Source organism: Nocardia salmonicida, from assembly GCF_036142455.1.
Classification (GTDB): domain Bacteria; phylum Actinomycetota; class Actinomycetes; order Mycobacteriales; family Mycobacteriaceae; genus Nocardia; species Nocardia salmonicida.
The window spans coordinates 6,816,830-6,831,654 of record NZ_CP108014.1 but is presented as its reverse complement, the minus strand read 5'-3'; the positions used below and the strand labels follow the sequence as shown (position 1 = coordinate 6,831,654).

The 14,825-nt window shown below is 69.0% G+C and carries 8 protein-coding genes; 3 read left to right on the top strand and 5 right to left on the bottom strand.

Going from position 1 to position 14,825, the window contains the following annotated elements; genetic code table 11:
• Positions 1 to 77: 77 nt before the first annotated feature.
• Both OHS03_RS32055 and OHS03_RS32050 read right to left on the bottom strand, forming a co-directional pair.
• On the bottom strand, positions 78 to 7,427 hold the full coding sequence (locus tag OHS03_RS32055; RefSeq protein WP_407942432.1) for a non-ribosomal peptide synthetase: 7,350 nt from the start codon (positions 7,425 to 7,427) through the stop codon (positions 78 to 80).
• A gap of 233 nt (positions 7,428 to 7,660) precedes the next feature.
• A complete protein-coding gene (locus OHS03_RS32050; protein WP_328659177.1) occupies positions 7,661 to 8,524 on the bottom strand; it encodes a M23 family metallopeptidase in 864 nt (287 codons plus the stop codon).
• Between the two features lie 267 nt (positions 8,525 to 8,791).
• Between OHS03_RS32050 and OHS03_RS32045 the strand changes: the two genes are divergently transcribed.
• Both OHS03_RS32045 and OHS03_RS32040 read left to right on the top strand, forming a co-directional pair.
• The gene (locus tag OHS03_RS32045) at positions 8,792 to 9,838 is read left to right on the top strand and encodes an NAD(P)H-dependent flavin oxidoreductase (protein ID WP_328659175.1); all 1,047 of its coding nucleotides are present in this window, start codon (positions 8,792 to 8,794) and stop codon (positions 9,836 to 9,838) included.
• Positions 9,839 to 9,910: 72 nt separating this feature from the next.
• Positions 9,911 to 10,303 carry an SCO5389 family protein gene (locus OHS03_RS32040; protein WP_062982488.1) on the top strand — a complete coding sequence of 131 codons (393 nt, stop codon included), beginning with the start codon at positions 9,911 to 9,913 and terminating at the stop codon, positions 10,301 to 10,303.
• A gap of 117 nt (positions 10,304 to 10,420) precedes the next feature.
• Here the strand turns inward: OHS03_RS32040 and OHS03_RS32035 are convergent, their stop codons facing one another.
• The 3 genes from OHS03_RS32035 to OHS03_RS32025 all read right to left on the bottom strand — a co-directional run bounded on the left by OHS03_RS32035 (position 10,421) and on the right by OHS03_RS32025 (position 14,013).
• Positions 10,421 to 12,055, bottom strand: a complete 1,635-nt coding sequence (locus OHS03_RS32035; RefSeq protein WP_328659172.1) for a long-chain fatty acid--CoA ligase — start codon at positions 12,053 to 12,055, stop codon at positions 10,421 to 10,423.
• 112 nt (positions 12,056 to 12,167) lie between these two features.
• The gene (locus tag OHS03_RS32030) at positions 12,168 to 12,548 is read right to left on the bottom strand and encodes an ArsR/SmtB family transcription factor (RefSeq protein ID WP_328659171.1); all 381 of its coding nucleotides are present in this window, start codon (positions 12,546 to 12,548) and stop codon (positions 12,168 to 12,170) included.
• 55 nt (positions 12,549 to 12,603) lie between these two features.
• Positions 12,604 to 14,013: a lipase family protein gene (locus OHS03_RS32025; protein WP_328659169.1), complete on the bottom strand. Its 1,410-nt coding sequence runs from the start codon at positions 14,011 to 14,013 to the stop codon at positions 12,604 to 12,606.
• Positions 14,014 to 14,173: 160 nt separating this feature from the next.
• Here OHS03_RS32025 and OHS03_RS32020 point away from each other — a divergent pair, with 160 nt between their 5' ends.
• Positions 14,174 to 14,803 carry a TetR/AcrR family transcriptional regulator gene (locus tag OHS03_RS32020; RefSeq protein ID WP_328659167.1) on the top strand — a complete coding sequence of 210 codons (630 nt, stop codon included), beginning with the start codon at positions 14,174 to 14,176 and terminating at the stop codon, positions 14,801 to 14,803.
• Positions 14,804 to 14,825 lie beyond the last annotated feature (22 nt).

Genomic DNA, 14,825 nt, shown 5'->3' with positions numbered 1-14,825 from the left:
ATAGCTGTTCCACCTCACCCATCACCGAAACTTGTTGTCTCGCACCAGCTCCCACACGTCGGCGCGAAGTGCCGAGGTCATGCCACCTGAGCGCGCGAGTCCCCGAGTACCAGCACCACATCGGCCGAGCCCGGATTGCCCGGTGCGGCGTCGTCGGCGATCAGTGCCTGCAGATCGCCGAGTTCGGCGGTGTGGAGTGCCTCGATCCCGGCGCGATCACCGAACACGTGGGTTACCCACTCTTCGGCCAGCGCCGCCGACAAACCGTCCACCGCATCCGGCACCAGCACCATCGATGCACCGGCCACACCCGCGGCGACCGGCTCCACCAGGGCGGTGAAGCTGTCCACAGCGCCGTACCCGAAGGTTCGCGCTTCGAAGGTCAGGTCGGTGTCGGCGCGCACCCGCGCACCCGCCGTGGCGAGTTCGTCGTAGCTGCGGGTGCCGTCGGCGCCCACGAACACCGGGTCGCCGCCGCGCAGGGCGCGGGTGCGGTCGGCGTAGGTGACCGGGCGGGCGGAATAGGTGGACAGCTCGGTCTTGATCGCCGGGTCGTCGAGTGAGATCCAGTCGACGCCACGGGATTCGCCGACCGTGATGCCCAGCTTCGCGATGGGTTCGGTGTGCGGCTGGGCGCCGGTCACCGGGACCACGGCCGCGCCTGCCTTGAGGATCGCCCAGACCGCGACGGCCCAGTCGACACCGCGCGCAAGATCGACGGCCACCCCGTCTCCGGGGCCGAAGCCCCTGGCGATCAACAGCCGGGCCAGGCGTGCGGAGCGGGCGTCGAGCTGCTCGTAGGTCAACGCGTCGTCGCCCCAGACGAGGGCGGGTCCGTCGGGATCGTCCTCGGCGGCGGCGGTGAAGGCCTGCGCGAGCGTGGTGCCGCCCGATGGGGCGCTCGGCGCGGGCGCCTGTGCCGCGCCTGCGAGCAGCCGAGCACGTTCGGACTCGTCGAGGATGTCGATATCGCCGATGCGGATCTGCGGGTCGGCGGCCACCGCGGTCAGGATGCGGGCGAAGCGGGCGCCGATGCTGCGCACGGTGGCCTCGTCGAACAGGTCGGTGGCGTAGTTGAACAGGGTGACCAGCTCGTCGGGATCACCGGCGGCGGTGAAGCGCGGTTCGACGTCCACCTGCAGGTCGAACTTGGCCGCGATCGCGGTGTCCAGGGCGTTCACGGTGAGGCCGGGCAGTTCGAGCGCGGCCGCCTCGTTGTTGCTGAAAGTGAGCGCCACCTGGAACAGCGGGCTCTGCGCACTGCCCCGACCCGGCGCGACGACCTCGGCGACCCGCTCGAACGGCAGATCCGCATTGGCGAACGCGCCGAGATCGGTCTCGCGGGCCACATCGACGGCCTCGTCGAAGGAACCGGCCGGATCGAGGGTGGTGCGCAGCGTCAACGTGTTGACGAACATGCCGACCAGCTCGTCGAGCGCCCGCTCACCGCGCCCGGCGACAGCGGTACCGATGGCGATGTCGGAGGTGCCCGACAACCGGCCGAGCAGCACGGCCAGCGCCGCGTGCACGACCATGAACAGCGACGACTTGTGCTCGCGCGCGAGATGATTCAGCGCGGTGTGCACCTCGGCGGGCAGACGCAGCTCGGTGGTGGCGCCGCGCAGCGTCGGCACCGAGGGACGCGGGCGGTCCTGCGGCAACTCCAGCAGCGCGGGCACGTCGGCCAACTGCTCGCGCCAGTAGTCGAGCTGTGCGGTGGCCAGGGATTGCGGCTGCTCGTCGTCGCCGACGACCGCCCGCTGCCACAGCGCGTAGTCCGCGTACTGAACTTCCAGCGGTGTCCACGCCGGGGCCTGGTGCGCGGCACGAGCCACATACGCGGTCATCAGATCGCGAGCAAGCGGCGCCAACGACGCACCGTCGGCCGAAATATGGTGCACCACAACAACAAGCAGCCGGTCCGCGGAAGTTCCATCGGTGAGCAATCGCGCGCGCAGCGGAACCTCACGCGTCACATCGAAGCCCGTTCCGGCCAATTCGGCCGCACGAGTGAGGATGTCGGTGGTCGTCTCGACTTGGAGCCCGCCGGGCAGCGCTTCGGCCACGGAGAGAATTTCCTGGACGGGCATGCCGTCGGCCACCACAGCGGCGTCACCACTGGTCTGTGCGCGACCGGAGCCGCCGGAGTCCTGGGTACCCGCGTCGCCGACCACGGGGAAGTAGGTGCGCAGCGACTCGTGCCTGCCGAGTACATCGGTGACCGCGGCGTCGAGGGCGGCGATGTCGAGTTCGCCGGTGAGGCGGATCGCGAAGGGGATGTTGTAGGAGCCGGAGGCGGGGTCGACCTGGTTGACCACCCACATACGCTGCTGGGCCAGCGACAACGGAATGCGCTGCGGGCGTTCGGTGGCGACCAACGGCGGGCGCGCGGCCGCACCGCTCGCACCGCCGATGCGCGCGGCCAGGGCCGACACGGTGGGCGACTCGAACAGGTCGCGGATGGCCAGCTGCGCGTCGAGCGCCTCGTTGATGCGGGCGATCGCGCGGGTGGCCAGCAGCGAGTTGCCGCCGAGGGCGAAGTAGTCGTCGTCGGCGCCGACGCGGGCCATGCCGAGCAGTTCCGCGAAGACCCCGGCGACGATCTCCTCGGCGGGGGTGGCGGGCGCGCGGAACTCGCCCGCGGTGAAGGCCGGGGCGGGAAGAGCCTTGCGGTCGAGCTTGCCGCTCGGGTTCAGCGGGAAGCTGTCGAGCACCGTGACCACGGTCGGAACCATGTAGGCGGGCAGCGATTCCGCCACGGCCGTCCGCAGCGCCGCGGCGTCCGGCTGTTCACCGGGGCGCGCGACCACGTACGCGACCAGATGCTGGCCCGATGCGGTATCGAGCACCAGAGCCACGGACTGGCTGATCGCGTCCTGCGCGAGCAGAGCCGTCTCGATCTCGCCGAGCTCGATGCGCTGACCGCGGAACTTCACCTGGAAGTCGGTGCGGCCCAGGTATTCCAGCGCGGGCTCGGCCGACGCCCCACCCCAGCGTACGAGGTCACCGGAGCGATACATCCGCGCGCCGGGCTCGAAGGGGTTGGCGACGAACCGATCCGCGGTCAGACCGGGACGGGCGACATAACCGCGCGCCAGCTGGTCACCGGCCAGGTACAACTCGCCGACCACGCCAGCGGGCACGGCACGCAGCCGCGAATCCAGAACGTAGACACGGGTATTCCACTCCGGCACACCCATCGGCACCGAACCGCGATCGGAATCGCTTGCGGGCCAACGCGTCACCGTGACGGCAGCTTCCGTAGGTCCGTACAGGTTGTGCACTCGCGCCGTGCAGACGCGGGCGACGTCGGCGACGGTCTCGGTGGGCAGCGCCTCACCGGCGGCGAATACCGCGCGCAGACTCGGGATCGAACCGGCGGTGGTGTGCGCGGCGAAGACCGAGAGCATCGACGGCACGAAGTCGGTGAGCGTGACACGCTGCGCCGCGATGGTTTCGGCGAGGTACACCGGGTCTCGGTGCCCGTCGTGGGTCGACACGACCAGCTTCGCGCCGGTCCGCAGCGGCAGGAAGTAACCCCACAGCGACACGTCGAACGTGGCGGGCGTCTTCTGCAGGTACACATCCGACGGACCGACCCCGTACTCGGCGCCCATGTACATCATCTGGTTGACGATCGCCGCGTGCGACACCGCCACACCCTTGGGCCGCCCGGTGGAACCGGAGGTGAAGATGACGTAGGCCGGATTCTCGGGCCGAACCGACTCGGCCAACTCGACAGGCGCGGCCGAGAACTCGTCGAGCGGTACGGAATCCACCAGGATCACCGGCACACCCGCGGGCACCTCGATCGCATCCGCGGTGGTGCTCAGGACAGCGGCGGGCGCGGCGGTCTCGAGAATGTGCGCGATGCGATCGGCCGGATGATCCGGGTCGATCGGCACATACGCGCCACCGGCGGTCAGGATCGCGTACATCCCGACCACCAGGTCGAGCGAACGCCGAACCGCCAGTCCGACCAGGGATTCGGGACCGACACCCTGTGTGATCAGCAGCCGGGCGAGCCGGTTGACCCGCTCGTCGAACTCCCGATAGGTCAGCTCGGCGCCCTCGTAGACGACGGCGACGGCATCGGGATATTCGGCCACGGCACGCCGATAACCGTCGAGCAACAGCTCCGGCGCGAGGTCGTGGCGAGTGTCGTTCCACTGCACCAGGATTCGGTCCAGCTCGGCGGGTTCCAAGAGCTCGATCGCACCGAGCGGCTCGGCGGGTGCGGCCACGATGGCGGCCAGCAACCGCTGGAACCGGTCGGCGAACCCGGCGACGGTGTCGGCGTCGAACAGGTCGGTGGCATAGGTGAGCCCGACCGCGATGCCGTGCGGCGCACCGTGGCGATCGGTGTCCTCCACCATCTCGAACTGCAGGTCGAACTTGGCGAACGGAATGGTCAGCTCGACGCCCGCGACGGTCAGTCCGGGCAGCTCCAGGGCGGTGCGCGCCATGTTCTGGAAGGCGAGCATCACCTGGAACAACGGATGGCGCGCGGTCGAACGGGCCGGGTCGAGCAGTTCGACCAGGCGCTCGAACGGCACGTCGGCGTGACCGAAGGCCGCGACATCGACCGCACGGGTCCGGGTGAGCAGCTCTTCGAAGCTTGCCGCCGGGTCGACCTCGGCGCGCAGCACCAGAGTGTTGACGAACATGCCGATCAGGTCGTCGAGCGCGGCGTCACCACGACCGGCGACAGGCGTGCCGATGGCGATGTCGGTGCTGCCCGACAGCCGGGCCAGCAGTGCCGACAGCGCGGCGTGCACCACCATGAACAGCGTCGAATTATGGGCGCGCGCAAGCTGATCCAGCCCGGCGTGTATCTCGGCCGGAATCCGGAAGTCCAGGCTCGCCCCACGGTAGGAGGCGGTCGCGGGCCGCGGCCGGTCGGTGGGCAGCTCGAGCTGATCGGGCACACCGGCGAGCTGGGTGCGCCAGAAGTCGATCTGCTGGGTCAGGATCGACTCCGGGTCGTCCTCGGTGCCCAGCACCGCGCGCTGCCAGAGCGTGAAATCGGCGTACTGGACGGCCAATTCGGGCCAGCCCGGCGCGTTGCCCGCACTGCGCTGGACGTAGGCCGTCATCAGGTCGCGCGTGAGCGGGCCCATCGACACACCGTCACCGGCGATGTGGTGCATCACGCAGACCAACACGTGTTCGGTCGCGCTCAGCCGCAGCAGGCGCAGCCGCAGCGGCGGGGCGACGGTGACATCGAAGCCCGCGCCGACGGTCTCGGCGACCAGGGCGGCGATCGCGTCCTCGGTGGCGTCGTCGGCGACAAGGGTGGGCACGGCGCGCGGGTCCGACAGCGGCAGTACCAGCTGCGTGCCGACCCCGTCGACCGGCGGATACATCGTGCGCAGCACCTCGTGGCGCGCCACCAGATCGATGACCGCGACGCGCAACGCGTCGACATCGAGAGCACCCGACAGGCGCACCGCGATGGGCATGTTGTTCACGGCACTGGCCGGATCGAACTGGTTGAGGAACCACATCCGCTGCTGGGCGAACGACAGCGGGATCGCATCGGGGCGCTGCTGGGCGACCAGCTCCTGGCCCGAACCGGTGCCGATGTGGCGTTCGACGCGTTCGGCCAGCCCCGAGACCGTGCTGGCCTCGAACAGCACCTGCACCGGAATCCGGGTGTCGAGCGCGGCGCCGATGCGCGTGGCGGCCTGCGCGGCCAGCAGCGAGTTGCCGCCGAGCTCGAAGAAGTCGTCGTCGGCGCCGACCCGGATCTCTTCCGGCGCACCGGCGGTCAGCAGCTCGGCGAAGATACCGGCCACCACCTGCTGTACCGGAGTGGCGGGCGCGCGGAACTCGCGCACGGCGAAAACAGGTTCCGGCAACGCCTTTCGATCCAGCTTGCCGACCGGCGTCAGCGGGATCCGATCCAGGACCATGATCGCGGCCGGAATCATGTAGCCGGGCAACGATCTCGCGAGGAACGCATCGAGCGCGGCCACGTCGACGGTGGCGCCGGACGACGGCATCACGTACGAAACCAGCGCCGTCACACCGGAAGGCAAGGTCTTGCCGAGGGTGGCCGCGAAGTCGATAGCGGGGTGCGAGGTGAGCGCGTTGTCGATCTCACCGAGCTCGATCCGGAAGCCACGGATCTTCACCTGGAAGTCCGAGCGCCCCATGTATTCGATGACGCCGTCGCCGGATTCGGCGCGGCGCACCAGGTCGCCGGTGCGGTACAGCCGCGCGTTCGCGTCGCCGGATTCGGCGCCGAAGGGGCTGGCGACGAAACGTTCCGCGGTCAGCGCGGGCCGGTTCAGATAACCCTGTGCCAGCGCGGGACCCGACAGATACAGCTCGCCGATCACGCCCGCGGGCACCGGCCGCAGCCGCGAATCCAGCACGAACGCGCCGACACCGGCGATCGCGGCGCCGATCGTCACCGGCGCGGCCGGGTCCATCGGCGGGGTGCTGGTGGCCAGGATGGTGGCCTCGGTGGGGCCGTAGCCGTTGTAGAACTCCCGCTCGCCGACGGCCCAGCGACCGACCAGCTCCGGTCCGAACTTGTCACCCGCGACGACCACTACCCGCAGGTCGTCCAGGTCCGCCGGGTCGACCGATTCCAGCGCGCCCGGGGTGATGAGCATGTGCGAAACCTGTTCGCGGCGCAGCAGATCCGCGAGCTCGAAGCCACCGAACACTCCGGGCGGGGCGATCACCAGGGTGGCGCCCGCGGAGAAGGTGAGCAGCAATTCGAGCACCGACACGTCGAAGTTCGGCGAACACACGTGCAGCACACGCGAGTCGGTGGTGACGCGATAGTGCGCTCGCTCGGCGGCGACCAGACCGGCCAGACCGGTGTGGGTCACCACCACGCCCTTCGGCTTACCCGTGGAGCCCGAGGTGTAGATGACGTAGGCCGGATGCCGCTCGTCGAGACTGCGGATCCGGTCGGTGTAGGAGATGGGGTGCGCGGGCTGGGCCGCGATGTGGGTGGCCGTCTCGGCGTCGTCGAGCTCGAGCCAGGTCAGCGCCGTGCCGAGCACCTCGCGGTACGCGCCGGTGGTGAGCCCGAGCACCGCGCCGGAGTCGGAGACGATGTGGGCGATGCGGTCGGCCGGGTAGTTCGGGTCGACCGGGACGTAGGCGGCGCCGGTCTTGGCGATCGCCCACACGGCCAGTACCGACTCGATGCCGCGGGCGATGCCGATGGCGACCACGTCGCCGGGCCCGATGCCGCGGCCGATGAGCGCGCGCGCCAGCTGCGAGGACTGCTGGTCGAACTCGGAATAGGTGAGCTGACGCTGGTCGGCGGGGTCGCCGGAGGGGTTGAACCGAACCGCGACCCGATCGGCGGCCGATTCGACGGCCCCCGTCAGCAACTGCCCGAAGGTCGGACTGCTCGATCGGCGACGGCGATTACCGCGGGCAGAACGACGGGCAGTTTCCATTCGGGTTCATTCACCTCTCATCGAGCCTGAACGCGCGGCGATCCCGCACCGTGCAGATCGAGCCATCATATAGACCGGCAACCCAGCGGCCGAGTCAGCGTGCCCCCGGTACTCGGGGCCCAGAGGACTATCGGATCGGCCCGCGCACGTGTTGCCGCTTCAACAGCAAAGTGACGGGGCTCATAAGAACCACCGTCACTCGCTCTGCGGAGAAAGCTCCGCGCTCACACCGCTCAGTGCGCGGAAGGGCCCCACTCCAGCGGGACACCCTTGGCGGCGAGGTACGGCATCGGGTCCATCTTGCTGCCGCCCTGATCCCAGATCTCGAGGTGCAGGTGCGGGCCGGTGGACTGACCGCGGTTGCCGACGGTCGCGATGACATCGCCCGCGTTGACCCGCTGGCCCTCGCTGACGAGCATGTCGTTGACGTGTCCGTAGACGCCGGTGGTGCCGTCGTCGTGCAGCACCCGCACCCACAGGCCGAAGCCTGACGCCGGGCCCGCCTCGATCACGGTGCCGCTGGACACGGACTTGATCGGGGCGCCGATCGAGTCGGCGAAGTCGAGGCCGTAGTGCATGGCGCCCCAGCGGGCGCCGAAGCCGGAGCTGATCGGGCCGGCGACCGGGCGCGCGGCCTGCGGCGGCGCGACCTGGTGCTGGATGCCCTGCAGGATGTCCTCGACCTGCGACAGCGGGCCGGAGATCTCGGGAGGCAGGTTGCCGATGCCGAAGGGCGCGGCCACGGGGGCGGCGATCGGCGCGGCGATCGCGCTCACCGGGGCGGTCTCGACATGCGCGGCGACTTCCTGCGCGGCGACCAGGGCGACATCCTGGCGCGCCGACTCGGGGGCGACCGATTCCGCGACGCTGTCGTCGTGGGTCGGCAGCAGCGGCGCGGCGAAGGCCAGGGCCGGGGCGATCTGAGCGGTGACGCCGACCAGCGCGCCGGCGGCGACCGCGGCACTCGCGGCGACCCGCACACGATCCGAACGCGATGCCTCGGCGCGGTGCCTGCTCCTGCTCGGGCTCCGGCCATCCGCGTGTGCAAGCAGGGCCTGCACGGAGATGGATTCGGGACCCACACGGTGCTGCGACAAGATCTCGTCCTAGCGTTCCGACAACAAGGAAACGAAGCCGGTCTGCGACCGGCCCGGAGACCACCTGGGCGTTCTCCACCGCCGAACTATGTGTAACGGTTCGGCATACGTTGTGACGGGAACTCTACCCGGCCGTGACCATTCCGCAACCTTCTGTCACGAAATCGCAGGTAGATGACGTGCCGCACAGTAACAATCACGGTGTCCGACCCATCACACACGCTGTCACCGGGCCTGAACACGGCCCCGACGGACCAGACTCGACCCATGGTGATCGAGACCTTGACTGCCCCCATCGTTGCCGCGCCCATGGCCGGCGGCCCGTCCACACCCGAGTTGGTGGTCGCCGTGGCGGCCGCGGGCGGGTTCGGACAGTTAGCCGCCGGATACCTCGGCACCGAGGCGGTGGCCGCGCAGATCGAGGCGACGAGAGCTGCCACCGCGGCTCCGTTCGGCGTGAATCTGTTCGCGCCTGGAGCGGTGGCAGATCCGGCTGTCTATGCCACCTACCTCGCCGAACTCGGCGCCGAGTTCCCGATCGGCACCCCCGAGCACGACACCGACGGATGGGCCGACAAGCTCGATCTGCTGGTGGCCGATCCGGTAGCGGTGGTCTCGACGACCTTCGGCTGCCCCACCGCGGTGGAGGTGGACCGGCTGCACGCGGTCGGCTCGGAGGTGTGGGTGACGGTCACCTCGCCCGCCGAGGCACTGATCGCCGTCGACGCGGGCGCCGATGTGTTGATCGCCCAGGGCGCCGAGGCGGGCGGGCATCGCGCGACCTTCCTCGACGACCCCGCCGACGACCCCATCGACCCGCCCGGGCTGCTGACCCTGATCCAGTTGCTCACCGCCGTCACCTCACGTCCGCTCGTCGCGGCGGGCGGGATCGCCACGGGCGCCGGGGTGGCCGGGGTGCTGGCGGCCGGTGCGTCGGCGGCGCAGATCGGCACCGCGCTGCTGCGCTGCCCCGAAGCGGGCACCAACGCCGTGCACCGCGGTGCGATCGGCACGCCGGAACCGACGATGCTGACGCGCGCGTTCACCGGACGTCGCGCCCGCGGCATTCGCAACCGTTTCCTCATCGAACACACCGCCGACGCACCGGCCGCCTACCCCGAAATTCATTACGCCACTGCCCCGTTGCGGGCCGCCGCGCGAGCGGGCGGCAACACCGACGAAGTGAATCTGTGGGCGGGGCAAGCTCATTCGCTGAGCACCGGGCAACCGGCAGGCGAACTGGTCGCCGATCTGGCCGCCGACGCGAAAAGCGCACTCCGAAAAGCACTTTCGGAACGAATTCAGGGTTATTGACAACGAATTTCGTTTAGACTCGGACCTGGCATCGCATCCCGCCGACCACCCCCCAAGCAGGAGGAGAGCGCCATGTCCCTCGATGTTCCCGCCGCACTACTCGAACGCGCCGAACAGGGCGATATCGACGACGCCGAATTCGTCGAATGTGTCCGTACCTCACTGCCTTACGCGTGGGAGGTGGTGAGCCGGGTCGCGGACGACCTGCGCACCGGCACCGATGAGTACGCCGACAATCGGGTGCCGCCGCCGGACGAGGTGGCCCGCGGTCAGCTGCTGCGCGCCCTGGCCTCCGACGCCATTCGCGGTGGTTTAGAGCGGCATTTCGGTGTGAAGCTGGCCTTCCAGAACTGCCACCGGGTCGCGGCGTTCCCGCTGTCGGCCGTCGGCGGGGAGACCTACACCCGCTACATCAGCCCGCGCGCCCAGCTCCTCAACCAGAGCCCCGAGCTGCGCAACTGCTGATTTTTCGGCGGCTGCTATTGCAGCACAAAGGCGGGCGTGGAAGCGATTCCACGCCCGCCTTTCTTGCTGCTACTTCGGGGCCCGAAGGGCCGCGACTCGAGCGCGCCAGCGCTCCGATTACACCGTGACGACGTTGAGCTCGCCCTCGGCGTACTGGGCGCGCAGGCGCTTCTTGTCGAACTTGCCGACGCTGGTCTTCGGGACCTCGGCGATGAAGGTCCAGCGCTCGGGCAGCTGCCACTTGGCGAACTTGTCGGCCAGGTAGTCACGCAGTTCGGTGGCCTCGGCGGCAGCGCCTTCGGCGAGCACGATGGCGACCAGCGGACGCTCGTCCCACTTCTCGTCGGGCACACCGATGACGGCGGCCTCGGCGACGGCCGGGTGGCCCATCACCGAGTTCTCCAGGTCCACCGAGGAGATCCACTCGCCACCGGACTTGATGACGTCCTTGGAGCGGTCGACCAGGGTGAGGTAGCCGTTGGGGCTGATCTTGCCGACATCGCCGGTGCGCAACCAGCCGTCGTCGAACTTGTCCGGGTCGATCTCCGCGCCGGTGGGCGAGTAGTAGGAGCCGGTGATCCACGCGCCGCGGACCTCGAGCTCGCCGAGGGACTCACCGTCGTTCGGCACGACCTTGCCGTCGTCGCCGACCAGACGGGCCTCGACGTTGGCCGGGAAGCGGCCCTGGGTGTAGCGGTATTCCCAGGCCTCGTCCTCACTGACACCGGAGGGCGCGTGCGCGACGCTGCCCAGTGGGGAGGTCTCGGTCATGCCCCACGCGTGCAGGATGCGCACGCCGTGCTTCTCCTCGAACGCGCGCATCATCGCGGGCGGCACCGCGGAACCGCCGACCACGGCGGTGCGAAGGTGCGAGATGTCCTGCGGCGCGGCGGCCAGTGCGGCCAGCACGCCACCCCAGATGGTGGGCACCGCGGCGGCGAAGGTCGGCTTCTCGGCCGCCATCATCTCCAGCAGCGGGCCGGGCTGCAGGAAGCGGTCCGGCATCAGGACGTTCGCGCCCGACATCAGCGCCGCGTACGGCAGGCCCCACGCGTTGGCGTGGAACAGCGGCACGATCGCCAGCACGTAGTCCGAACCCTGGAAACCCATGCCGTTGGGCGAGTTCACCTGCATGGCGTGCAGCCAGTTGGAGCGGTGCGAGTAGACGACGCCCTTCGGGTCGCCCGTGGTGCCGGAGGTGTAACACATTGCGGCAGCGGAGCGTTCGTCGACAACCGGGAAGTCGAAGTCGGCGGACTGGGCGTCGAGCAGCTCACGGTAGGAGTGCACCGTCACGCCGTCGGGCGCGGTGAGCGCGGCGGCATCGCCGTTGACGACGATCACGTGCTGCACGGTCTTCAGGTTCGGCAGGTACTGCGCGAACAGCGGTAGCAGCGTGCCGTCGACGAGCACCACCTTGTCCTCGGCGTGGTTGGCGACGAAGACCAACTGCTCGGGGAACAGCCGGATGTTGAGCGCGTGCAGCACCGAGCCCATCGCGGGCACCGCGATGTAAGCGACCATGTGCTCGTTGTTGTTCCACATGAAGGTGCCGACGCGGTCGCCCTCTTCGATGCCGAGCCCACGCAGCGCGTTGGCCAGCCGAGCCGAATCCGCACCCAGCTCGCGGTAGGTCATGGTGCGAACACCGTCACCGGTCCATGTGGACACAGTCGAATCGCCCTGGAAAGTTGCGGCATAGTTGAGCAGTTTGGCCAGCGAGAGCTGGTCGTCCTGCATGGTGCTCAGCATCGGTGCTCCTTCAAGTCCCTGCCGTGGCATGAGCCACGTCACAACCGGATGTTACCGAAAGGTTTGAACGTCGCAATCGTTTCCTCCGACAACATTCCTGCAGGTCGGCTGGTCATCGCGAACCAGGAGCCACTTCATGGGGCGGCTGACCATCGGGGCCGCTATGGTGCGACGGCACGCCCGGGCCTGCGTGTTCGGCGTTGTGCACAGCGTCGACGACCAGCCTGCGGACGTGGTCGTTGTCGAGGCTGTAGAAGATGGTCGTGCCCTCTCGGCGGGTCCGCACGAGTCGGGCCATGCGCAGTTTCGCCAGGTGCTGGGACACCGAGGGCCCCGGCTTGCCGACCCGGTTCGCCAGTTCGTTCACCGAGAGTTCGGTGTCGGCAAGGGCCCACAGGACCTGGACCCGAGTCGGGTCGGCCAGCATGCGGAACACCTCGACCACCAAGCCCACCTGATCTTCGGCCAGCGGCGAGCGGTCATCTGCATTCATGCGCAGATAATAGATCGCCGACCGCGGTCCCCCGTATCCACCGATCCGAGGTTCGTCAGACCGGCATGCCCAGTGCCGACGCGAGCGTCTGGCCGAGGGCGCCGACGAACGCGTCGAAGGCACCGGGATCGAGAATCTGGCTGTATACATCGCGGTTTTGGCAGCCTGCCGGTGCAGGCACGCCGTTGAGTCGGTCGTTCAGCCACATCGCGACCGAGCCCGCGCCCGAGACGGCCGCGATGCCGTGTTCGCTGAACAGGTCGCGGGTGTAGGAGACCGTCGCGGCCGGATCCTGGCAGTAGGTGTCGTAGAGCTTGTTGACGGCGTTGATCGGCATCGCCTCGTCCAGCGGCGCCTGGTAGATGTAGAGCGGGGCGGTCGGGGTGCCACGGTTTCCGAGGGTCAGTTCGTCGAGCACCGTCTGCATTTCGGGAGCGCGCATCGGGTCGCCGGGGTAGTCGAAGAGGCCCTTGATGTTCACGAACGGGAACGCCGCGAATTGCACCGCGACACATTGCTCTTCGTGCACCACGCGCAGACCCTTGCCGAGCGAGTTCATGTACTGCTCGATGAATCGGTCGACTACGGGATATTCGCGAGCGACACCGAACAGGCCGCCGAGCACGGCGCCGCCGAAGGTCGACGTCGCGTTGTTGTAGTCCACGGCGGCCCGGATATCGGCGAGCAGGCCGCCGGTCGCCGAGCCGACCAGGTTCAGTTCGGGCGCGTACTCCGGCTGTAGTTCGGCGGCATGCGCGGTGGGAATCGCACCGCCGGAGTAGCCCCACATCGCGGTGCGGGTCGCCGCGCCGGACAACCCGGCTCGATCGAAGTTCTGCGCGGCGCGAATTCCGTCGAGGGTGATCCGGCCGCCGAGCGGACCGACGGCGTAGGCCGCGTCGGGGCCCTGATGATCGGGCACCACGACCGCGTGCCCGAGTTGCAGCATCGACTGCACCTCGATGAATTCCAGCCCGATCACGCTGTTGAGCGGGTTCGGCAGCGATCCCATCTGCAGGGCGTAGGACGGCGCGCAGTTCTGCGACAACGAATCCTCGGCGAACTGGAAGGAGACCAGACTGCGCTCCCCCGTCGGCGCGGGCCGATGCGGCACGATCACCGTCGCGACGGCGGGAATCGCCTCGCCGTGGGTATCGGTGCTGCGGTAGGACAACTGCCAGGCGCGCACGTCGAGCGGTATCAACCAGAAGTTGGCCAGGTTCACCTGTCGCGCGGACAGAATCTCGCCGGGTGCGGCCGCGGCCACCCGCGCCGGGTCCGGGTTGTAGAAGGCGGGGTCGAGGAACGGCGGTGCGGGCGGCACCGGGAACGGCAGCGGCGGGGCCACCGGCACCGGATCCGCCACGGCCGGACTCGCCACGGCGGGGCAGGTCGCGACCGTGAGCCCGGCGATCAGGGCCAGGCACACCCCTGCGAGCACCCTGCCAGTGGTGGCGATCTTCATATTCGGCTCCTCGAATCCCCAGGTGGTGGCGGATGCCGACCACGAAAAGAGAGTGATTGTTTCCTAAGTGGGACGACTGTAGGACGAGGAGAGTCACTGTGTCAACGATCACGTCCCCCGGGGATCGCCGACGACCGCCCGAACGGCAGGATGATCGGCCATGACCGCCGCTACCCCACGCCCACGCCGCACTCAGGAGCAACGCCGTGCCGCGACGGTGGCCAAACTCGTCGACGCCACGATCGCGGCGATCGGCGAGCTGGGGTATCAGCGCACTACCGTCCAAGAAATCTGCGGGCGCGCCGGACTGTCCGTCGGCGCGATGTTCCGCCAGTTCGACAGCAGGCTGGACCTGATCGTGCGGACCGCGGACGAAGTCTTCGCTCGCCAACTCGCCGCGTTCCGAACGCTGATGGAACACATGGGCGCACAAGAGGATTCGCTCGACACCGCCCTGCGATTCCTGCGCGAGGCCCAATCCTCCAACATCACCCACGCGCTGCGTGAGATCTACCTCGCCGCCCGATCCGATGCCGAATTGCGCGCGCGCATCGAGCCGACAGTGGCGAGCTACTACGCCGCGATGGTCGACGGCGTCGAGCAGACCGGCGTACTGAGCCAGTTCCCCGACAAGCTTCGAGAATCCGTCTTCTTCTTGCTCCTGCACCTGTTTTCGGGCGAGGCGATCGTCCGCCCCGTCTACGCCCGCCCGGACCTGGATGCCTCGATCCTCACCTTGATCGAAGACATGCTCAGGACCTACGCCGAGTCGCTGCCCACCGGCGATTAGTTATCTGCGCGATCGCCCCGTC